The sequence below is a fragment of the Stenotrophomonas sp. ESTM1D_MKCIP4_1 genome, assembly GCF_003086895.1.
Lineage (GTDB): Bacteria > Pseudomonadota > Gammaproteobacteria > Xanthomonadales > Xanthomonadaceae > Stenotrophomonas.
Genome location: NZ_CP026004.1, coordinates 617281 through 638450, shown reverse-complemented (window position 1 = coordinate 638450; position 21170 = coordinate 617281). Strand labels below are relative to the sequence as shown.

Below are 21170 nucleotides of genomic sequence, written 5' to 3'. Positions count from 1 at the left end.
TGGCCGGCAACCCTGCCCCTTACAGCGGCGGCATCGTCTGCAGGTCGTCGCTCACCAGCTCGATGGCCATCACCAACGCATCTTCGCGGCCGTTTGCCGCCGGGTAATAACGCGGACGGCGGCCGATCTCGTTGAACCCTTCGCTGTGGTACAGCGCCAGCGCCGGCGTATTGGACGGGCGCACTTCAAGGAACACACGCTGTGCACCGCGATCACCGGCCAGGCGCACCAGCGCACGCATCAGCTGCCGGCCGAGGCCGCGCGACTGTTCAAGCGGGTCGACACAGACGTTGAGCACGTGGGCCTCATCGGCGGCGATGCTCAGCACGCCATAGCCGATCAGCAGGCCGTCACGCTCCATCGCCAGGCCGGGATAGCCGGCACGCAGGCAGTCCAGGAAGATGCCGCGCGTCCATGGATAGGGATAGCCACGTACTTCAATGGCCATCACCGCATTGAGGTCGCTTTCGCGAAGGGCACGCATCGACACCGGGCCAGGCCGGGCCACCGCACTCACGGCGCGCCCCGCTTGCGCAACGCGCGCAGCTGCGGCCACAGCGCGCGCTTGGCTGCCGGATCGCGGCGCAGTTGTTCCAGCGGCCAGCTGTCCATCAGGGCCTGCGTGGCCGGGTCGTTCGGGTTGCAGCCGGAAGCCCGCAGCAATGCGATCTGCAACCGGTCGGGCAGCCGTACCGACGGCTGGCGCGCCGTACCGCTGGCCTGCGGGCGCGTGGCGGCGGGCGCCGTATCGGGTGCCACCACCGGCGGGGTCCGCGACGGTGGCGCGGCACGTTCGTGCGGCACCCGCCCGCGTTCGGCCGAGGCATCGGACTGGCGCGGCGGCGGCCGGGGCGCTTCGCTGCGCACCGGTGCTGCAGCGGCCTCGGCCTCGGCCACGCTCAGCTGCAGGGCCGCGTCCAGCTCGGCGGCCAGCTGGCCGTCGTGGTAGACGGTGTAGCCCATGGCCTGCAGCCAGGCCTGCTGGGCCGGGGACCACAACACGGGCAGGTCCTCGCTCACGTCGCCTCGGGCTTCTTGCGCAGGCGCTGCAGGGCCCACATCACCGGGCCGGACAACGCGTAGAGGATGCCCACCACGAACAGCACACGCGGCAGGTCGATGACCGCGATGGCGATGGCGATCGGCACCAGCGCCAGCACCAGGAACGGCACGCGGTCGGAACGGGTGCCCTTGGCAGCGCCGCCCTTGAAACTCCAGAAACGGATGCGGCTGACCATCAGCAGGGCCGCGACCAAGGTCACGCCCAACGCGACGAAGCGCAGCTCGTTGCCATTCCAGCCCAACCGGCCATCGGCGAAGGCCCAGACAAAGGACATCATCAACCCGGCCGCGGCCGGGCTGGCCAGGCCGACAAACCAGCGCTTGTCGACCACCGCCACCTGGGTGTTGAAGCGGGCCAGCCGCAGCGCCGCACAGGCGGCATACAGGAAGGCCACCGCCCAGCCGAGACGGCCGAGCAGTTCGCCGTCGTATTTCAATTCGGACAGGGACCAGTGGTACATCACCAGTGCCGGGGCCATGCCGAAGCTGACCAGGTCGGCCAGCGAATCGTACTGCACGCCGAACTCGCTGCTGGTGCCGGTCAGGCGCGCAACGCGGCCATCCAGGCCATCCATCACCGCCGCCACGAACACCGCGATGCTGGCATTGACGAAATCGCCATTGGCCGCCGCGATGATCGCGTAGAAGCCGGAGAACAGGCCTGCCGTGGTGAACAGGTTGGGCAGCAGGTAAATCGTGCGCGAACGCGGCGGCGGTGTGATCGGGTCCATGGAATCCAGTTTAATCGACTTGCCAGCGGTCGGCGGCAATGCTGCAATCGGCGTTCTACGCCCATTCCGTGGAGTTTGCCATGCGTGCCTTGTCCTGCCTGGGATGCCTACTGTTGTTGGCCAGTGCCAACGCGGTGGCCGGGCCCGTCTACAAATGGAAGGATTCCAAGGGCGTGACCCAGTATTCGGAAACGCCGCCAGCCGGGGTGAAATACGAAACCCGGGAACAGGCCCGCAGCACGCAACCGGCCGCAGCGCCCACCGCCGAGGCCGCACCGGTTCCAGAGCAGTGCAGCACTGCCCGCGCCAATGTGACCCTGCTGGAAGGCAGCGGACCGGTGATGCAGGACACCGATGGCGATGGCAAGGCCGACACCGCCCTGACCCCGGAACAGCGCACCGCGCAGAAGGCCCTGGCCGAAGCCGCCATCAAGGCGTACTGCCCGCCGGCCGGTTGAGGGGGGTCCGGCAGGGCTGCGCCCTGCACCCGCTTGAAGCCGGAGCAACGGCAACGTCAAAGGCGGGCATTCCGTGGGATGGCGGGGCGGTGTCGGACTGCGGGGACGCCGCAAGTACGTCCCTGTAGGCTTGGCAGCCGCATCCATGCGGCTGACACCCCGCATTCCGACACCGCCCCGCCTCTGATAGTTGGCCGGCGGCCGGTAGATCCACGCCATGCGTGGATGAATCTCTCGGATATCGAACTGAATCTGGGGTCAGAGCCCGTTGCTGCGCAACGGGATCCGACCCCGTGCCGTTCTGGCAGATCGCGGCCAACTGTCGAAGGCGGGGTGGGTCCGGTTGCGGGGGGTGTCCGCGGCATGGATGCCGCGGCCAAGCCTACATGGACGTGTTCACGGCGTCCCCCGCAACCGGACCCACCCCGCCAACCCACGGATAGCCCGCTCTTGACGTTGACGTTGCCTTTGATTGCAGCGGGTGCAGGGCTGCAGGCCCTGCCAGTACCCCCCACCCCGGCCGGGCTGGCAGAATAGGCGTCTCTGCCGTTATCCGAAGCCGCCGATGCGCCTCTCCCAGTTCCACCTGCACACCACCAAGGAAACCCCCAGCGACGCCGAGCTGACCAGCCATCGGCTGATGCTGCGGGCGGGCATGATCCGCAAGCTGGCATCGGGCCTGTACACCTGGTCGCCGCTGGGCCTGCGCGTGCTGCGCAAGGTCGAGCGCATCGTGCGCGAGGAAATGGACCGCGCTGGCGCCGTGGAATTCCAGATTCCCACCATCCAGCCGAAGGAACTGTGGGAGCAGACCGGCCGCTGGGAAAAGTTCGGCCCGCAGCTGCTGAAGATCAAGGACCGCAAGGAACAGACCTTCTGCTACAGCCCCACCGCCGAAGAAGCGGCCTGCGATTTCGCGCGCAGCGAGCTGTCCAGCTACAAGCAGCTGCCGGTCAACTTCTACCAGATCCAGACCAAGTTCCGCGACGAGATCCGCCCGCGTTTCGGCGTGATGCGTGCGCGCGAATTCCTGATGAAGGATGCTTATTCGTTCCACCTGCACGATGAGTGCCTGGTGCGCGAATACGAAAACATGAAGTCGGCCTACAGCCGCATCTTCACCCGCCTGGGCCTGGATTTCCGCATGGTGCAGGCCGATTCCGGCGCGATCGGCGGCGATGCCTCGCAGGAATTCCACGTGATCGCCGATTCGGGCGAAGACGCGCTGGTGTTCTCCACCGGCTCGGATTATGCCGCCAACATGGAAGCGGCCGTTTCCGCCGATCCCGCGCCGCGCGCGGCCGCTGCCGAAGCCATGCGCAAGGTGGAAACCCCGACGCAGAAAACCTGCGAGGACGTCGCTGCCCTGCTCGGCATCGCGCTGGCCCGCACCGTGAAATCGGTGGCGCTGATGACCGAAGGTGGCTTCGTGCTGGCCCTGGTGCGCGGCGACCACGACGTCAACGAGATCAAGCTGGGCAAGGTCGCCGGCCTGGAAGAGCAGCGTTTTGCCAGCGAAGCGGAAATCGCTGAACACCTGGGCAGCGTACCGGGCTTCCTTGGCCCGGTCGCTCCGGCCAAGCCCATCCGTGTTGTCGCCGACCGTGAAGTGGCGGCCATGGCCGACTTCGTTGTCGGTGCCAACGACGCTGGCTTCCACCTGGCCGGCGTCAACTGGGGCCGCGACCTGGCCGAGCCGGAAGTGGCCGACATCCGCAACGTGCAGGCCGGTGACCGTGCCGTGGACGGCGGCGAGCTGAAGATCGCCCGTGGCATCGAGGTCGGCCATGTCTTCCAGCTGGGCCGCAAGTACGCCCAGGCGCTGGATGCCACCGTGCTGGACGAGAACGGCAAGGCCGCGGTCATGGCAATGGGCTGCTACGGCATCGGTATCTCCCGCGTGGTCGCTGCCGCGATCGAACAAAACCACGATGACGCCGGCATCATCTGGCCGGAGGCCATGGCGCCGTGGCAGGTGGTGGTGTGCGTGATCAACCCGAAGGGTGACGCTGGCGTGGCCGATGCGGCTGCCGGGCTGCTGCAGGAACTGCGCGATGCGGGCCTGGATGCGGCGCTGGACGACCGTGGCCTGCGCCCGGGCGCCATGTTCGCCGATATGGAACTGATCGGCATCCCGCACCGGGTGGTGGTCAGCGAACGCGGTCTGGCCGCCGGCACCTTCGAGTATCGTTCGCGCCGGGCCAGCGAGGCGGAAAGCCTGGACAGGGCCCGCCTGCTGCAGCGGCTGCAGGGCTGATCACAGGGACCGGGGTTCGCCCCGGTCTTTTTTTTTGCCGGTTTTGTGCGCACCAGCAAAATGAAGGCGGACATAATGCGGCCAAAATAGGCGCATTGGCGCCATCCGGGCGCCATGTCGCGACTGCCGATGTTTGTGTTGGGATTAATTCGTCATTATTCTGTCCCGCGACGCCACGGACCGGCTCGTCCCTGTCCCTTAATTAGTTTCCGGAGTAATCGTAGATGAGCATCGACCTGAGCGGCCTGTCGGCACGCGAACTGGGCGCCCTGATCCGCACCGCCAAGAAGCAGCAGACCATCGTGGCCAAGCGTCGCCCGATCACCAAGGTGCGCGCACAGCTGAGCAAGCTGGCCAAGGCCGAGGGCTACACCATCGAGGAACTGTTCGGCGACGCCCCGGCCGCTCCGCGCGCCCGCAAGGCGGCCAAGGCCACCAAGGCACCGGCGAAGACCGCTGGCCGCAAGCTTGGCAAGGTGGCCCCCAAGTACCGTAATCCGGCCAATCCGAAGGAAACCTGGACCGGCCGTGGCAAGCAGCCGCGCTGGATGGCCGAACTGACCGCCAAGGGCGGCAAGAAGCCGGAAGATTTCCTGATCAAGAAGGCCTGAGGCCGGGTCGGGAAGCGATGAAAAACGCCGGCGCAAGCCGGCGTTTTTTCATTCCCCTTTGTGTGGACCAACGGTCCACACCTACCGACAGCATCACAGGGTTTTTCTCGCCGGCATCAGCAGGTTGCCGAACAGCAGGCCGGCCACCAGTGCCATCACCACGTTGAGCACGGTGAGGAACACGCTCTGCCCGGCACCCACATCCTGCTGCTGCACCAGGGTCAGCACGCCGCGCAGGCTGGTGCTGCCGGGCACCATCATGATGATGCCCGGCAGGCGGATGATCGCGCCCGGACGCCCGACCAGCCGGCCGAACAGATTGCCGCCGGCGGTGAGCAGCATCGCCGACAGGAAGATGCCGGCCGGTGCGCCCCATGCATGGCCGCCAAACTTGGAAATCGCATAACCGGCCACCGAGGCCGCCATGACCCACGGATAATCCCGTCGGTTGGCCTTGAACAGCATGGCGAAGGCGAACGCCGCGGTCAGCAGCGATCCCCATTCAACCCACGGCCCCTGCGGCCGCGAGGCGCGGATGACAGGGTCCAGGCCCAGCACATCGGCCAGGGTCACCGCGATCATCGCGCCGACACTGAGTTTCATGATGGTGGTGAGCGCGCCGGCAAAACGCGCCGTACCCGATACCCAGTGCTGGCTGGCCAGTTCATTGACCGCGTTGGTGAGCGACATGCCGGGCAGCAGGACCACCAGCGAGGCGATGATGACGGTGTTGAGGTTGAGCGCACCAACGAAGGCCGCCACCAGGGTCGCGACCATGCCGGCCAGCAGCGCGGCCAGTGCTTCGGCTGCCTCGCGGGTGGCCGGGCGGCGGTCGGTGACCATGCCCAGCAGGCCGATCATCATGCCGATGACACCGGCCGTGGCGATGTCCAGCCACGGCAGCTTCCACATGCCAGCCACACCCGCCGCGCCCAGGCTGAAGGACAGGATGGTGCGCAGCTTGCCGCGTCGGCCGGGGTCCTTGTCCAGCTGGCGCAGCGCGGTGTGCCCCTGGGCGATGCTCATGCGGCCGTTGGAGACTTCCTCGGCGATGCGGTCGGCCACGCTCAGCTTGTGCAGGTCGTTCTCGCCCGGCGCCAGGCGGATCACCCGGGTGATGTCGCTGGAACCGATGGCCTGCGCCGGGTCGCTGAAACTGAGGATGATGCCGGTGGGGTTGGACCACGGTTCACAATCCAGGTCGAGCTGGCGCGCCAGTGCCACCACGGCCGTTTCCAGGCGCTGGGCGGTGGTGCCATAGCTGTGCAGGCGCCCGGCGATCTCGGAAACGAACGCTACGCGCTGTGCGTAGGTGGCCTGGGGCGTGGGGATCGTGTGAGCGTCTGCAGACATGCGCCGTAGTATTACCTACGTCGGCCCCGGCAGGAGAAATTCATCAGGGTTCGACGCGACGTGCAGGGCGAAACGGTTATGCTGCGAGCCGAATGGCCCCCATGACCCCGAACCACGCCCCCCGGCTTGAACAGGACGCCCACGATCCCGGGCTGATCCGCCTGTCCGGACACTGGACCTTGAAGACCGCGCTGGACGCGGCCGAGGTGCTGCGTGGCATTCCCGACACATTGACCGGCATCGATGCCACCGGCATCGAGCAGCTCGACTCGGCCGGCGTGCTGCAGGTGCTGCGCGTGGCCCATCGCGCCGACCTCGGCGAACAGGCCCTGCAGTTCCGCCCGGACCACCAGGCACTGGTGTGCACCATCGAGGAAGTGGCCGACGACCGGCCCAAGCCCAAGCGCGATTTCGGCGTGCTGGCCGCACTCGAACGCCTGGGCGTCAGCGTCCACGCCACGGCCCACAACATCAAGGCGCTGTGCAGTTTCCTCGGCGAGAACCTGGTGAAGGCGGCGCGGCTGGTGAAGGAGCCGCGGCGCTTCCGCCTGACCGCCACCGTGCACCAGATGGAACAGGTGGGACTGGACGCGGTGCCGCTGGTGGCGCTGCTGTCCTATCTGGTCGGTGCCGTCATCGCCTTCCTCGGCTCGACCATCCTGCGTGACTTCGGCGCGGAGATCTACGTGGTCGAGCTGGTCAACATCGCCTTCCTGCGCGAATTCGCCGTGCTGCTGACCGCCATCGTGCTGGCCGGCCGTACCGCCAGTGCGTTCACCGCGCAGATCGGTGCGATGAAAGCGCGCGAGGAAATCGATGCGATGCGCACGCTGGGCCTCGACCCGGTCGACCTGCTGGTGCTGCCACGCCTGCTGGCGCTGCTGGTGACCCTGCCGTTGCTGACCTTCATCGCGATGATCGCCGGCCTGGCCGGCGGCATCACCGTGGGCGCGTTCGACCTGGATATTCCGCCACAGATGTACATCGCGCGCATGCACGAAACGATGGAAGTGCGGCACATGCTGGTGGGCCTGTCCAAGGCGCCGGTGTTCGCGCTGGTCATCGGCCTGATCGGCTGCCTGGAAGGCCTGAAGGTGGAAGGCACGGCGCAGTCGGTGGGCGAACGCACCACCTCCAGCGTGGTGCAGACCATTTCGCTGGTCATCATCATCGACGCCTTCGCGGCGTTGTGGTTCATGCACATGGACTGGTGAGATGAGTATCTACGACAGCGACAGCACTACCGCGATGCAGGACGACCAGGGCCATGACCTGGCCATCCGCGTGCGCGGGCTGGTCAACCGCTTCGGCAGCCAGACCGTGCACGAGGGCCTGGACCTGGACGTGCGCCGTGGCGAGATCCTGGGCGTGGTGGGCGGTTCGGGCACCGGTAAATCGGTGCTGATGCGTTCGATCCTCGGCCTGCGTGTTCCCGACGAAGGGCAGATCGACGTGCTCGGCCGCGACGCACGCGCCGACGACGCCGAAAGCCGCCTGCACATCGAACGCAACACCGGCGTGCTGTTCCAGGATGGCGCGCTGTTCTCCTCGCTGACCGTGGGCGAGAACGTGCAGGTGCCGCTGAAGGAACACCACCGCGAACTGCCCGAGCGCTGGCACTACGAACTGGCACTGCTGAAGGTGAAGCTGGCCGGCCTGCCTGCGGATGCCATCAACAAGCTGCCCTCGCAGCTGTCCGGCGGCATGCGCAAGCGCGCCGGTCTGGCCCGGGCGCTTGCACTGGACCCGCCGCTGCTGTTCCTGGACGAACCGACCGCCGGCCTGGACCCGATCGGCGCGGCCGCCTTCGACCGCCTCATCAAGACCCTGCAGGAAGCGCTGGGCCTGACCGTGTTCCTGATCACCCATGACCTGGACACGCTGTATGCGATCTGCGACCGGGTGGCGGTGATCGCCGACCGCAAGGTGGTGGCCAACGCGCCACTGTCCGAACTCGAACAACTGGACCATCCGTGGATCCAGGAATATTTCCACGGACCCCGCGCGCGTGCCGCACGCGGCGAACAGATCAAGAGTGCCTGAGCCATGGAAACCAAAGCCAACTACGTGCTGATCGGCGCGTTCACCCTGATCACCGGCCTGGCCCTGCTGGCCTTCGGCCTGTGGGCGGCCAAGTATTCCTCCGACCGCACCTGGCAGGAATACCGCGTGGTGTTCCGCGAGGCGGTCACCGGCCTGTCGGTCGGCAGCCCGGTGCAGTACAACGGCATCGCGGTGGGGTCGATCACCGAACTGAACCTGGTGCCCGATGACCCGCGCCAGGTCGTGGCACGTATCCGCCTGAATTCCAACACGCCGGTCAAGACCGATACCCGCGCCAAGCTGGCCATCACCAGCCTGACCGGCCCGTCGATCATCCAGCTCAGTGGCGGCACGCCGCAGGCGCCGACGCTGACCACGGTCAACAAGGATCCGGCGCCGATCATCCCGACCACGCCGTCGGCGCTGCAGAACATCACCGACGTGGCCAACCGCATCGTCGAGCGGATGGACCAGATCCTCAGCGACCGCAACGTGGCCTCGATCAACGCCACCCTGGCCAACCTGGAAACCATCAGCGGCGGCCTGGCCGACCGTGACCAGGGCACCCAGGCGCTGCTGCTGAGCGCACGCGATGCGGCACGCAGCCTGGACACCACGCTGAAGACCACCAACGGCACCATCGAGCGCCTGGACAAGAACCTGGTGCAGCAGCTGCCGGGCATCATCGACAAGCTCGATGCCACCCTGGGCAAACTCGATTCGGCCGCTGGCAATGCCGATTCGATCCTCGGCGAGAACCGTGCGGCCATCAACAGCTTCGCCAACGATGGCCTGGGCCAGCTGGGCCCGACGCTGAACGAACTGCGCGGCCTGATCCGCGACCTTCGCCGGGTCAGTGACCGTCTCGAGAACAACCCCGCGCGCTATCTGCTGGGCCGCGACGCACCGAAGGAGTTTGAACCCAAATGAGCCCGATGACCCTTCCGCGCCTGCTGCTGGCCGCATCGGCCGTTGCCCTGCTGGGTGGCTGCTCCATCCTTGGCAGCGGCGACAAGAGCCCGGTCACCCTGTATTCGCCTGCGGTGCAGGTGAAGGTGGACCCGAACTGGCCGCAGGCCGACTGGCAGCTGGTGGTGTCCAAGCCCAGCGCCGCGCGCATGGTCGACAGCCCGCGCATCAACGTGCGGCCAACACCATCCGAGCTGGAGATCTACAAGGGCGCCAGCTGGGCACAGCCGGCCACCGACATCATTGAAGACACCCTGCTGCGTGGCTTCGAGGATTCCGGCCGCCTGCGTGGTGTGGCCCGCACCGCTGCCGGCATCCGCGCCGATTACAAGCTGGCCACCGATGTACGCCGCTTCGAGTCGGACTACCAGGGCCAGGCCACGCCGACGGTGGTGATCGAAGTCAACGCCAAGCTGATCCACACCACCGACCAGCGCGTGGTGGCCGACCGCACGTTCCGCCAGGCACAGCCGGTGGGCAGCACCGACGTACCCGCGGTGGCGGCCGCGTTCGAGCGCGGCCTGCAGCAGCTGGCGCAGGATGTGGTGGGCTGGACGCTGGTGAACGGGCAGAACGACGCGGCGACGCCGAAGCGTTGACCGTTGCCGGGGTCGGATCCCTTTCCCGCAGGGAAAGGGCTCTGACCTCATCCGCGCGCCCGTGGTCGGATCCTTTTCCCGCAGGGAAAGGGCTCTGACCCCGAACCAGCAGGGGGCCGGCAGGCGCATGCGATAATCACACGCCACGGCCCATTTCCACGCTGATGCCTGCTTCCGTCTCCATCGCAGTCTGTACCTACAACGGTGAGCGCTTCCTGCAGGCGCAGCTGGACAGCCTGCTGGCACAGAGCCGCCGTCCGGATCAGATCGTGATCCGCGACGATGTCTCCAGCGACGGCACGCTGGCACTGCTGCAGGCCTTTGTACCGCGCGCCGAAGCCGCGGGCATCGCGGTAGATCTGCAGGTGAACCCGCAGAACGTAGGCTATCGAAGCAACTTCGACGGCGCGCTGCGCGCCTGCAGCGGCGAGCTGATCTTCCTGTGCGACCACGACGACGTCTGGCACGCCGACAAACTGCAGCGATTCTGCGCCGCCTTCGCTGCGCGCCCAGCGCTGCTGGCCCTGCACTGCGATGCGCGGCTGATCGACGCAGCCGGCCAGCCGCTGCCGGGCGCGCTGTTCGACGCCCTGCACTACACCGCCGCCGAACGCGCACGCATGCACGCCGGCGACGGTTTCCGGCTGATGCTGAAGCGCAATCTGATGACCGGCGCGGCCATGGCCTTCCGCCGCCAGGTCCTGACCGATGCCCTGCCGCTGCCGGCAAGCGGTTGGGTGCATGACGCCTGGATCGGCACGCTGGCGGCCATGCGTGGCCAGATCGACAGCCTGCCCGACGCACTTATCGGCTATCGCCTGCACGGCAACAATCAGCTGGGGCTCGGCGGCAATGACACGGCATCGCGTTCAGTGCGCCGCCAGCGCCAGCTGCAGACCGAAAAAGAGCAATGCGACACGCTACTGCAGCGCACACGCCTGCTGGGCCTGCCTGCGGAGATGATCGCGCTGATCGAGCGCAAGTACCGCCATGTCAGTGTACGGGCCGCCCTGCCGGCATCGCGCCTGCGGAGGGTTCCGCTGGTGCTGCGCGAACTGCTGGATGGCAACTACCGGCAGTTCGGGCGTGGCGTCCTCTCCGCCGGGATCGATCTGGTCCGCCGCTGAAGCCAGCGCGGGCCCGTGCTCAGCCGGGCTCGATCCAGCGGAACGTCAGGTTGATGCGCTCGCCCTGCACGCGCGCCATCTTCGGCAGCGCGTGCTGGTAGCAGCGCTGGGTGCTGCCGCCCATCAGCAGCAGGTCGCCATGTGCCAGCAGGAATTCGGCCTTGCGCGTGGTGTCCTCGCGCCGCCGCAGCAGGAACCGGCGCGCCGCACCCAGGCTGAGCGAGGCGATGAGCGGGGATGGCCCCAGTTCGGGCTCATCATCGCTGTGCCAGCCCATGGAGTCGCCACCGCTGCGGTAGCGGTTGACCAGCACACTGTTGAAGGTGCCGATGCCCTGCCCCTGCAGCTGCTCGCGCAACGCCTGCAGCTGCGGTGGCCACGGATGTGGCACGAACTCGGCACCGGAATAGCGGTAGCGCGCCTGCGGGTCACCGATCCAGCAGCTCAGCCGTGGCGAATCCACCCAGCGGCCGAACATGCGGATGCGGTGCACCTCCCACGGCAGTTCCGACTGCAGGGCCGGCAGCAGCGCATCGGCGGCAGCGGCCGGCAGCCAGCCGGGCAGGTGCCGGACATCGGCATCGGGCAGGTCAGGCGGAAACAGCATCACGGTCGTCCTCATGCGCGGGGCGGCAGACGCGCCCCGCGCACGGCCACTCAGGCACGCCGGAACGGCACGCCGGTCTTGTCTTTCAGCTCTTGATCGCCGACACCGGGCGCCGCTTCCACCAGCAGCAGGCCGTCGTCGGTCACATCGAACACGGCCAGGTCGGTGATGATGCGGTCGACCACGCCCACGCCGGTCAGCGGCAGCGTGCAGTCGGCCAGGATCTTGTGCTCGCCGTTCTTCGCGGTGTGCTCCATCAGCACCACCACGCGCTGCACGCCGGCCACCAGATCCATCGCGCCGCCCATGCCCTTGACCATCTTGCCGGGCACCATCCAGTTGGCCAGGTCGCCCGTGTCGGTGACCTGCATGGCGCCGAGGATGGCCAGGTTGACGTGGCCGCCGCGGATCATTGCGAAGCTGTCATGGCTTCCGAAATAGCTGGCCCCGGCGCGCGCGGTGACGGTCTGCTTGCCGGCGTTGATCAGGTCGGCATCCACTTCGGCGTCGGTCGGGAACGGGCCGATGCCGAGCAGGCCGTTCTCCGACTGCAGCCACACGTCCACGCCTTCGGGAATATGGTTGGCCACCAGCGTCGGCAGGCCGATGCCCAGGTTCACGTAGGCACCATCGGTCAGTTCGCGGGCGGCGCGTGCCGCCATCTCGTCACGGGTCCACGCCATGTCAGTTGCCCTCCGCGCGGATGGTGCGCTGTTCGATGCGTTTTTCAGGATGCGCGTTGTGAACGATGCGGTGCACGTAGATGCCCGGCAGGTGCACCTGGTCCGGATCGATGGCGCCTACCGGCACCACCTCTTCCACTTCCACGATGCAGACCTTGCCGGCCATGGCGCAGGCCGGGTTGAAGTTGCGCGCGGTCTTGCGGAACACCAGGTTGCCGGCTTCGTCGGCCTTCCAGGCCTTGACCAGGGCGACGTCGGCGCGCAGCGCGGTTTCCATCACGTAGTGCTTGCCGTCGAACTCGCGGGTTTCCTTGCCTTCGGCCACCACCGTGCCGTAGCCGGTGGCAGTGAAGAACGCCGGGATGCCCGCACCGCCGGCACGCAGGCGCTCGGCCAGGGTGCCCTGCGGATTGAACTCCAGCTCCAGCTCACCGGCCAGGAACTGCCGTTCAAATTCCTTGTTCTCGCCCACGTAGGACGAGATCATCTTGCTGATCTGGCGCGTTTCCAGCAGCTGGCCCAGGCCGAAACCATCGACGCCGGCATTGTTGGAGATGACGGTCAGGCCCTTGGCACCGCTGTCGCGCAGCGCAGCGATCAGCGCCTCCGGAATGCCGCACAGGCCGAAGCCGCCCACGGCCAGGGTCTGGCCATCGGCGATGATGCCCTGCAGGGCCTCCGCCGCACTGGCGAAGCGCTTGCTGCGCTTGCCACCGGTCGTTGCCGGGTTGTTCATCTACGCCCTCACCTCGTTGATGTAATCGCACCATTCTAGGCCAGCGCGCGGGCGGGTCACGTGGCGTTGCGGCATGGAAACGATTCCCACACAGGGCTGGCATTACACTAGCTGACTGAACTCACCAAGGACTCGCTCGATGCCCCTGCCCGCCTTCAAGGCCTATGACATCCGCGGCCGCGTGCCGGAAGAACTGAACGAAGACCTGGCCCGCCGCATCGGCGTGGCCCTGGCCGCTCAGCTCGCGCCGGGCCCGGTAGTACTGGGACATGACGTCCGCCTGACCAGCCCCGCCCTGCAGAACGCGCTCGCCGCCGGCCTGCGCGGCGTAGGCCGTGAAGTGATCGACATCGGCCTGTGCGGCACCGAAGAGGTCTACTTCCAGACCGACCACCTGGGGGCTGCCGGCGGCGTCATGGTGACTGCAAGCCACAACCCGATGGACTACAACGGGATGAAGCTGGTCAAGGAAAACGCGCGGCCGATCAGTTCCGATACCGGCCTGTTCGCGATCTCCGACGCGGTGGCCGCCGATACCGGCAGCGCGCAGCCGCCGAGTGCAGCGCTGACCTCACGCCACGACAAGCGCGCCTACATCGACCACCTGCTCAGCTACGTGGACGCCAGCAAGCTCAAGCCGCTGAAGCTGGTGGTCAACGCCGGCAACGGCGGTGCCGGTGCCATCGTCGACCTGCTGGCGCCGCACCTGCCGCTGGAATTCATCCGCATCTGCCATGAACCCGATGGCAACTTCCCCAACGGCATTCCCAACCCGCTGCTGCCGGAAAACCGCGCCGCCACCGCCGAAGCGGTGCGCGAACATGGCGCCGATTTCGGCATCGCCTGGGATGGCGACTTCGACCGCTGCTTCTTCTTCGACCACACCGGCCGCTTCATCGAGGGCTACTACCTGGTCGGCCTGCTTGCCAAGGCCATCCTCGCGCGGAATCCGGGCGGCAAGGTCGTGCACGATCCGCGCCTGGTCTGGAACACGGTGGAAATGGTCGAAGCGGCCGGTGGCGTGCCGGTGCTGTGCAAGAGCGGCCACGCCTTCATCAAGGAAAAGATGCGTGCCGAAGATGCGGTGTACGGCGGCGAGATGAGCGCCCATCACTACTTCCGCGAATTCGCCTACGCCGATTCGGGCATGATCCCGTGGCTGCTGATCGCGCAGCTGGTTTCGGAAAGTGGCCGTTCGCTGGCCGACTGGGTCGAAGATCGCATGGCTGCGTTCCCCTGCAGCGGCGAGATCAATTTCAAGGTGTCCGATGCCAAGGGCGCCGTTGCCCGCGTGATGGAACACTTCGCCGCGCAGTCGCCGGCGCTGGACCATACCGATGGCGTCAGTGCCGACTTCGGCGACTGGCGCTTCAACCTGCGCAGTTCCAACACCGAACCGCTGCTGCGCCTGAACGTCGAAGCGCGCGGCGATGCAGCGCTGCTGCAGGCGCGCACCGATGAGCTTTCGCGGCTCATCCAGCAGTAACCGAGGCCTCCATGAGCAGCATCCAACCTGTCATTCTGTCCGGCGGCTCCGGCACGCGGCTCTGGCCGCTTTCGCGCGAGGCCTACCCGAAGCAGTTCCTGCCGCTGGCCGGCCAGCTGACCATGCTGCAGGCCACCTGGCAGCGGGTGGCTCCCATCGCCAGCCGCGGCCCGCTGGTCATCGCCAACGAGGAGCATCGCTTCGTTGCCGCCGAACAGCTGCAGCAGGTCGGTGCCGAACCGGCAGCGATCATCCTCGAACCGGTCGGCCGCAACACCGCGCCGGCGATTGCGGTCGCTGCCCTGGAAGCCACGCGCGACGGTGCCGATGCACTGCTGCTGGTGTTGCCCTCGGACCACGTGATCACCGACGAAGCCGCCTTCCGCAGCGTCGTGCAGGCGGCCGCCAGTGCAGCCGAAACCGGCAAGCTGGTGACCTTCGGCATCGTGCCCACGGGGCCGGAAACCGGCTATGGCTACATCAAGGCGGCCGATGGCCTGGGCCTGCGCGCCGTCGAACGCTTCGTCGAGAAGCCCGACCTGGACACCGCCACCGGCTACGTCGCCAGCGGCCAGTACTACTGGAACAGCGGCATGTTCCTGTTCAAGGCCTCGCGTTACCTGCAGGAACTGGAACGCTTCCAGCCGGCGATGCTGGCGGGCAGCCGTACGGCCTGGCAGCAGTCGCGCCGTGATGCCGACTTCACCCGCCTGGACAAGGAGGCGTTCACGGCGGTGCCGTCCGATTCCATCGACTACGCGGTGATGGAAAAGACCGCCGATGCGGTTGTCATCCCGCTCGACGCGGGCTGGAACGATGTCGGTTCGTGGACTGCGCTGCGTGATGTCTCGCAGCAGGATGGCGACGGCAATGCGCACCAGGGCGATGTGATCGCCATCGACTGCCGCAACACCTACGCCTACGGCCAGCGCTTGGTGGCGATGGTGGGGCTGGACGACGTGATCGTGGTGGAGACCGACGATGCGGTGCTGGTCGGCAAGGCTGATCGCATGCAGGAGGTCAAGACCGTGGTGGCGCAGTTGAAGGCCGAGGGCCGCAGCGAAGCGACCTGGCACCGCAAGGTGTATCGCCCGTGGGGTGCCTACGATTCAATCGACAACGGCGAACGCTTCCAGGTCAAGCGCATCACGGTCAAGCCCGGCGGCACGCTCAGCCTGCAGATGCACCACCATCGCGCCGAACACTGGATCGTGGTCAGCGGCACCGCCGAGGTGACCCGCGGCGACGAGGTGATCCTGCTGAGCGAAAACCAGAGCACCTACATCCCGCTGGGCGTGACCCATCGCCTGCGCAATCCGGGCAAGCTGCCGCTGGAACTGATCGAAGTGCAGTCCGGCAGCTACCTGGGTGAGGATGACATCGTCCGCTTCGAGGACACCTACGGGCGCAGTTGAACCGCCCCCGCCGCCGGCGCGCTGTAAGCCGCCGGCGGAAGACCGGCGCCGCCCGGCGGCGCCGGTTCAGCCCGCTGGCCGGGCAGGACCCGGAGCAGCAGCGGATCAGCCAGGCGTTGCTTCAGGCTTTCCGCGTCCGGATAGGGCAGCTCGAATCCATCGGCCTGAAGCGGCGCCAGCAGGTCATCACCGGCCAGATGGCGCTGCACGTTGTCCTGCTGCAGCCGTGCTGCGGCAGAGAACTGCTGGAGCTTGACCGCGTCCTTGCCGGCCCGGCCCAGCAGCGGCCAGGCCACCACCAGCGCGAACAGGACCACGACCGTGCGTGTAGCCGTACACCATCGCGCGCCCTGGCCGGCGTCGCTCCACAACCGGAGGGCGAACCACGCACTGGCAAACAACCCGGGGACGAACAGTTCCGTATAGCGGGACATGGGCGCACGCATCTCATGCCCACGGCCGTAGGCAATGGCCAGCGCCTGCAGCGCGGACCACAGGCACAGCCCGGCCATCACCAGATCGGCGGGCGACGCCCTGCGGTGCACCAGCATGCGGACGATCATCACCCCTGCCGGCAGCCAGATGATCAGCGCGAAGGGTGCCGAGCGCATCGGCCATGACAGCACCCGGCCAGCGGCGTGGACGAATTCGCCGACGCTCTGCGCACGCAGGACCGCATGGGCGTCGATGACCGGGACCCACGCGCAGGCCGCGATGGCAATGACCGCCAGCAACGCGGTCGCGCACAGCGCGGGACCTCGACGCCCCGGCAGGCAGAGGCAGGCCATGACGCAGGTCGCGCCCGTGGCCACGGCGGTCAGCAGGCCCGAGGCCATGGTGGCGCAGGCAAACATGCTCAGCGCCACCGCAGCGGCCAGGGCGGCGATGCTCTGGTGATGCCGGGCCACCAGCGCGATGGCCACGAGGCTGGACAGGATCAGGAAATAGAACTGCGACTGGAAGCCGACCAGGACGTTTTCCCATGCGAACGGCAGCACCGACAGCAGGACCGCCAGCAGCGGCATCCAGCGGCGCGCCGACGCCTCTGCGTCGCGCAGCGCGTGCCAGGTCAGCAGTCCGGGAATGAAGCAGAAAACGACAGCGGCGATCCGCGCTTCATGGACGTTGTTCCACTCGCCGGTGGCCATATACGACAGCAGCGTGACCAGGCGCGTGGGCAGGATGCGGTGTTCGTTATGCGGAGCGATCAGCATCTGCCAGTGCAGCGCGCCTTCCAGCCAGGGCTTGAGCGCGCCCGCCCATTCTCCATCCCACTGGTCCATATAGGGCATGGGCGTGGCAAAGCACTGCACGTACAACAGCCTGGCCACCAGGGCCAGCGCGGATACACTCACGGCGAGCGCGAACGGAGAAACACCACGCGAAACGCGCAGCGTGGAACGGGACAGATGCATCGGTGCGTCCTTGAAGGTGCGGCGCAACGATGGGGACACGTTGCGCGGAATGATCCTGCCGCACAGGGTAGTCCACAATCACCGATACCGCCCCCGCGCGGCGCTCATCGCGATGGCATGCCACGGCCGCAGAACGCAGAAGCCCGGCCGAGGCCGGGCTTCTGTCCACCCCAATGCACGGGCATCCATCAGATTTCAGCGATGACCCGCTTCAGGCCGTCCTGCCACGCCGGCAGGGTGATGCCGAAATCCTGCTGCAGCCTGCGGTTGTCCAGCACCGACCACGCCGGACGCTTGGCCGGGGTGGGATACTCGGAACTGGCAATGGCTTCCACCGTCGGCACCTTGACCAGCACGCCGCGGGCCAGCGCCTCGGCGAAGATCGCTTCGGCAAACCCATGCCAGCTGGTCTGGCCACTGGCGGTCAGGTGCCAGGTGCCCGACAACGTGCCCGGATGTTGCAATGCCTGCGCAGTGACATCGGCGATCAGCGCAGCCGGCGTCGGCGTGCCGATCTGGTCAGCCACCACCCGCAGCTGGTCGCGCTCGGCGCCTACCCGCAGCATGGTGCGCAGGAAGTTGGCGCCGTGCGAGGCATACACCCAGGCCGTGCGGAAGATCAGGTGACGGCCGCCGGCAGCACGCACCGCCTCTTCGCCATCGCGCTTGCTGGTGCCGTACACGCCCAGCGGCGCGGTCGCTTCGTCTTCGCGGTAGGGCGCGCTGCCCTGGCCATCGAACACATAGTCGGTGGAGTAATGCACGAACGGCACGCCCTGGGCCGCGCACCAGCGCGCGATCACGCCCGGCGCCTGCGCGTTGGCCGCGAACGCGGCCTCCACGTCCTGCTCGGCACGGTCCACGGCGGTATATGCCGCAGCATTCACCACCACCGACGGCTGCAGCCGGTCCAGCAACGCTGGCAGGCTGTCGGGCTGGCCGAAGTCGGCCACCTCGCACGCACTGCCGTCGGGCAGCTGGCCACTGCGGGTGGTCGCCACCACCGGCCCCAGCGGGGCCAGCGCGCGCAGCAGCTCCTGGCCGACCTGCCCGTTGCCGCCAAATACCAGCACGGTCATGGGGTGTAGACCGGCAGGCGGTCTTCGGCGATGTCTTTCAGGAAGGGCGCGTTCTCGTCCTTGGCCGACAGGGTGGGCGCACTCACCGGCCAGTCGACGGCGATGTCTGCGTCATTCCAGCGCACGCCGGCATCGAAGTCCTTCAGATAGACCTCGGTGCACAGGTAGCTGAACACCGCGCGTTCGGAGAGCACGGCAAAACCATGGGCGAAGCCTTCCGGAATCCAGAACTGCTTCTTGTTTTCCGCGCTCAGCACCACCGCATCCCACTGGCCGAAGGTCGGCGAGCCGCGACGGATGTCGACGGCCACGTCATAGACCTCGCCTTCCAGCACGCTGACCAGCTTTCCCTGCGGGCGCGGCCACTGGTAATGCAGGCCGCGCAGCACGCCCTGCGCCGAGGTGGACACGTTGCTCTGCACGAACCGGTCCGGCAGGCCCAGCGCGGCGAAGCGTTCGGCGTTCCAGGTCTCGAAGAAGTAGCCACGCGCATCGCCGAACACAGCCGGCTCGATCACTACGCAGCCGGGCAACTTGGTTTCAATCACTTTCACGGAACGACTCCACGCAGGGCAAGTTTGTGCAGGTACTGGCCGTAGCCATTCTTGATCAGCGGGGCAGCCAGTGCCTCCAGCTGCTCGGCGTTGATCCAGCCCTGGCCGAAGGCGATTTCCTCAGGGCAGCACACCTGCAGGCCCTGCCGCGTCTGGATGGTCTCGATGAAGTTGGAGGCTTCCAGCAGCGACTGGTGGGTGCCGGTATCGAGCCAGGCATAACCGCGGCCCAGCGCTTCCAGATGCAGGTTGCCGTCGGCCAGGTAGCGCTTGTTGAGATCGGTGATCTCCAGCTCGCCGCGCGGCGACGGCTTCAGCTCGGCGGCATGATCGCTGGCGTTGCCATCGTAGAAGTACAGGCCGGTCACGGCGTAGTTGGAGCGCGGGTTCTCCGGCTTCTCCACCAGGTCGATCACCTTGCCACCCTTATCGAACTCGGCCACGCCATAGCGCTCCGGGTCGTTCACCCAGTAGCCGAACACGGTGGAACCGTTCACCCGCTCATCGGCGCGCTTGAGCACCTCGCGCAGGCCATGGCCATGGAAGATGTTGTCACCCAGCACCAGGCAGCTGGGCTTGCCGGCTACGAAATCGCGGCCGATCAGGTAAGCCTGCGCCAGCCCGTCCGGGCTCGGCTGCACGGCGTACTGGATGTCCATGCCCCACTGCGAACCATCGCCCAGCAACTGCTGGAACAGGGCCTGTTCGTGCGGCGTGTTGATGATCAGCACTTCACGGATGCCCGCCAGCATCAGCACGCTGAGCGGGTAGTAGATCATCGGCTTGTCGTACACCGGCAGCAGCTGCTTGCTGACGCCCTTGGTGATGGGGTACAGCCGGGTGCCGGAGCCGCCGGCAAGGATGATGCCTTTACGCTGCGTCATGTCGTCTCCTGGTTTCAGGCGCTGGTGCCGATGCGCTGCAGGCGGTAGCTGCCGTCGAGCACGCCGTTCACCCATTCCTGGTTGTCCAGGTACCAATCGACGGTGAAGGCAATGCCCTGCTCGAAGGTGTAGGCCGGTTCCCAGCCCAGGTCGTTCTTAAGCTTCGAGGCATCGATCGCGTAGCGGCGGTCATGGCCGGGACGATCGGCCACGTAGGTGATCTGGCTGCTGCGCGGCTGGCCATCCTCACGCGGGCGGCGCGCATCGAGCAGCGCGCAGATCGCCTGCACCACCTCGATGTTCTGCTTTTCCGAGTTGCCGCCGACGTTGTAGGTCTCGCCGACCTGGCCCTTGGCCAGCACGGTACGGATCGCTTCGCAGTGGTCGGTCACGAACAGCCAGTCGCGCACCTGCTTGCCATCGCCGTACACCGGCAGCGGCTCGCCGGCCAGGGCCTTGGCGATCACCAGCGGGATCAGCTTCTCGGGGAAGTGGTAGGGGCCATAGTTGTTGGAACAGTTGGTGGTCAGCACCGGCAACCCGTAGGTGTGGTGGAACGCACGCACCAGGTGGTCCGAAGCGGCCTTGGACGCCGAGTACGGCGAGTTGGGCGCGTACGGGGTGGTCTCGCTGAACTTGCCGGTCTCGCCCAGCGTGCCGTACACCTCGTCGGTGGACACGTGCAGGAAGCGGAAGGCCGCGCCCTGCTCGGCCGGCAGCGCCTTCCAGTAGTCACGCACCGCTTCCAGCAGGCCCAGGGTGCCGACCACGTTGGTCTGGATGAAGGCACCCGGCCCATCGATGGACCGGTCCACGTGGCTTTCGGCGGCGAAGTTCAGCACCGCGTCGGGGCGGTGCTCGGCCAGCAGGCGGGCGACCAGCGCACTGTCGCCGATGTCGCCCTGCACGAACACGTGGTCCAGGTTGCCGTCCAGGCTGGACAGGGTCTTCAGGTTGCCGGCGTAGGTCAGTGCGTCGAGATTGACGACCTTGATGCCGCGGGCGACCGCTTCGAGAACGAAGTTACCGCCAATGAATCCGGCGCCGCCGGTGACAAGCCATGTGGGCACTACCTGTTCTCCTGTTATTTGAGTTCTTCCA

22 protein-coding genes are annotated in these 21170 nt (G+C 67.1%); 10 read left to right on the top strand and 12 right to left on the bottom strand.

The features are described 5' to 3' along the window. Nucleotides 1-19: 19 nt before the first annotated feature. Genes rimI through pssA form a run of 3 tightly spaced genes read right to left on the bottom strand, consistent with a single transcriptional unit; the run spans nucleotide 20 to nucleotide 1793 of the window. A complete protein-coding gene (rimI, locus tag C1924_RS02885) occupies nucleotides 20-517 on the bottom strand; it encodes a ribosomal protein S18-alanine N-acetyltransferase (protein WP_049418508.1) in 498 nt (165 codons plus the stop codon). After that, nucleotides 514-1020 (bottom strand): hypothetical protein, encoded by a 507-nt coding sequence (locus tag C1924_RS02880; protein ID WP_108763995.1) that lies wholly within the window; start codon nucleotides 1018-1020, stop codon nucleotides 514-516. Before C1924_RS02880 ends, rimI begins: the two co-directional genes overlap by 4 nt. Next, entirely contained in the window at nucleotides 1017-1793 is a 777-nt protein-coding gene (pssA, locus tag C1924_RS02875) for a CDP-diacylglycerol--serine O-phosphatidyltransferase (protein WP_049418505.1), read from the bottom strand. Before pssA ends, C1924_RS02880 begins: the two co-directional genes overlap by 4 nt. A gap of 80 nt (nucleotides 1794-1873) precedes the next feature. On the opposite strand from pssA, the gene C1924_RS02870 reads away from it, so the two are divergent. The 3 genes from C1924_RS02870 (at nucleotide 1874) to C1924_RS02860 (ending at nucleotide 5119) form a co-directional block, all read left to right on the top strand. Continuing rightward, a complete protein-coding gene (locus C1924_RS02870) occupies nucleotides 1874-2251 on the top strand; it encodes a DUF4124 domain-containing protein (protein ID WP_108766948.1) in 378 nt (125 codons plus the stop codon). Between the two features lie 565 nt (nucleotides 2252-2816). Then, a complete protein-coding gene (locus C1924_RS02865; protein WP_108763994.1) occupies nucleotides 2817-4508 on the top strand; it encodes a proline--tRNA ligase in 1692 nt (563 codons plus the stop codon). Nucleotides 4509-4732: 224 nt separating this feature from the next. Beyond that, on the top strand, nucleotides 4733-5119 hold the full coding sequence (locus C1924_RS02860) for an H-NS histone family protein (protein ID WP_108763993.1): 387 nt from the start codon (nucleotides 4733-4735) through the stop codon (nucleotides 5117-5119). Between the two features lie 93 nt (nucleotides 5120-5212). Here the strand turns inward: C1924_RS02860 and C1924_RS02855 are convergent, their stop codons facing one another. Next, nucleotides 5213-6472, bottom strand: a complete 1260-nt coding sequence (locus C1924_RS02855; protein ID WP_108763992.1) for a threonine/serine exporter family protein — start codon at nucleotides 6470-6472, stop codon at nucleotides 5213-5215. A gap of 92 nt (nucleotides 6473-6564) precedes the next feature. Here C1924_RS02855 and C1924_RS02850 point away from each other — a divergent pair, with 92 nt between their 5' ends. The 5 genes from C1924_RS02850 to C1924_RS02830 all read left to right on the top strand — a co-directional run bounded on the left by C1924_RS02850 (nucleotide 6565) and on the right by C1924_RS02830 (nucleotide 11210). Further along, nucleotides 6565-7686, top strand: coding sequence for an ABC transporter permease (locus C1924_RS02850; RefSeq protein ID WP_174208932.1), 1122 nt, complete (start codon nucleotides 6565-6567; stop codon nucleotides 7684-7686). Nucleotide 7687: 1 nt separating this feature from the next. After that, nucleotides 7688-8515, top strand: a complete 828-nt coding sequence (locus C1924_RS02845; protein ID WP_108763990.1) for an ABC transporter ATP-binding protein — start codon at nucleotides 7688-7690, stop codon at nucleotides 8513-8515. Nucleotides 8516-8518: 3 nt separating this feature from the next. After that, nucleotides 8519-9445: an MlaD family protein gene (locus C1924_RS02840; protein ID WP_079220561.1), complete on the top strand. Its 927-nt coding sequence runs from the start codon at nucleotides 8519-8521 to the stop codon at nucleotides 9443-9445. Then, nucleotides 9442-10083 (top strand): ABC-type transport auxiliary lipoprotein family protein, encoded by a 642-nt coding sequence (locus C1924_RS02835; RefSeq protein WP_108763989.1) that lies wholly within the window; start codon nucleotides 9442-9444, stop codon nucleotides 10081-10083. Before C1924_RS02840 ends, C1924_RS02835 begins: the two co-directional genes overlap by 4 nt. Before the next feature lie 164 nt (nucleotides 10084-10247). Continuing rightward, nucleotides 10248-11210: a glycosyltransferase family 2 protein gene (locus C1924_RS02830; protein ID WP_108763988.1), complete on the top strand. Its 963-nt coding sequence runs from the start codon at nucleotides 10248-10250 to the stop codon at nucleotides 11208-11210. 19 nt (nucleotides 11211-11229) lie between these two features. On the opposite strand, the gene C1924_RS02825 is transcribed toward C1924_RS02830, so the two are convergent. From C1924_RS02825 to C1924_RS02815, 3 genes are read right to left on the bottom strand one after another with little or no spacing between them, the layout of a single operon-like run. Then, on the bottom strand, nucleotides 11230-11817 hold the full coding sequence (locus C1924_RS02825; protein WP_108763987.1) for an alpha-ketoglutarate-dependent dioxygenase AlkB: 588 nt from the start codon (nucleotides 11815-11817) through the stop codon (nucleotides 11230-11232). A gap of 50 nt (nucleotides 11818-11867) precedes the next feature. Further along, nucleotides 11868-12500 carry a CoA transferase subunit B gene (locus tag C1924_RS02820; RefSeq protein ID WP_108763986.1) on the bottom strand — a complete coding sequence of 211 codons (633 nt, stop codon included), beginning with the start codon at nucleotides 12498-12500 and terminating at the stop codon, nucleotides 11868-11870. Nucleotide 12501: 1 nt separating this feature from the next. Further along, nucleotides 12502-13236 carry a CoA transferase subunit A gene (locus C1924_RS02815; protein ID WP_108763985.1) on the bottom strand — a complete coding sequence of 245 codons (735 nt, stop codon included), beginning with the start codon at nucleotides 13234-13236 and terminating at the stop codon, nucleotides 12502-12504. Between the two features lie 139 nt (nucleotides 13237-13375). Here C1924_RS02815 and C1924_RS02810 point away from each other — a divergent pair, with 139 nt between their 5' ends. Continuing rightward, nucleotides 13376-14722 carry a phosphomannomutase gene (locus tag C1924_RS02810; protein WP_108763984.1) on the top strand — a complete coding sequence of 449 codons (1347 nt, stop codon included), beginning with the start codon at nucleotides 13376-13378 and terminating at the stop codon, nucleotides 14720-14722. An 11-nt stretch (nucleotides 14723-14733) separates the two neighbouring features. Continuing rightward, complete coding sequence (locus tag C1924_RS02805; protein WP_108763983.1) at nucleotides 14734-16137, top strand: mannose-1-phosphate guanylyltransferase/mannose-6-phosphate isomerase; 1404 nt, start codon at nucleotides 14734-14736, stop codon at nucleotides 16135-16137. Here C1924_RS02805 and C1924_RS02800 read toward each other — a convergent pair. The 5 genes from C1924_RS02800 to rfbB all read right to left on the bottom strand — a co-directional run bounded on the left by C1924_RS02800 (nucleotide 16122) and on the right by rfbB (nucleotide 21139). Continuing rightward, entirely contained in the window at nucleotides 16122-17552 is a 1431-nt protein-coding gene (locus C1924_RS02800; RefSeq protein WP_159094747.1) for a hypothetical protein, read from the bottom strand. The two genes, C1924_RS02805 and C1924_RS02800, sit on opposite strands and share 16 nt — an antisense overlap. A 188-nt stretch (nucleotides 17553-17740) precedes the next feature. Next, complete coding sequence (gene rfbD, locus C1924_RS02795) at nucleotides 17741-18631, bottom strand: dTDP-4-dehydrorhamnose reductase (RefSeq protein WP_108763981.1); 891 nt, start codon at nucleotides 18629-18631, stop codon at nucleotides 17741-17743. Further along, nucleotides 18628-19185 (bottom strand): dTDP-4-dehydrorhamnose 3,5-epimerase, encoded by a 558-nt coding sequence (gene rfbC, locus C1924_RS02790; protein WP_108763980.1) that lies wholly within the window; start codon nucleotides 19183-19185, stop codon nucleotides 18628-18630. Before rfbC ends, rfbD begins: the two co-directional genes overlap by 4 nt. Next, entirely contained in the window at nucleotides 19182-20069 is an 888-nt protein-coding gene (gene rfbA, locus C1924_RS02785) for a glucose-1-phosphate thymidylyltransferase RfbA (RefSeq protein WP_108763979.1), read from the bottom strand. The genes rfbC and rfbA overlap by 4 nt, the downstream gene beginning before the upstream one ends. A 14-nt stretch (nucleotides 20070-20083) precedes the next feature. Beyond that, nucleotides 20084-21139, bottom strand: a complete 1056-nt coding sequence (rfbB, locus tag C1924_RS02780; protein WP_108763978.1) for a dTDP-glucose 4,6-dehydratase — start codon at nucleotides 21137-21139, stop codon at nucleotides 20084-20086. Nucleotides 21140-21170: the final 31 nt, after the last annotated feature.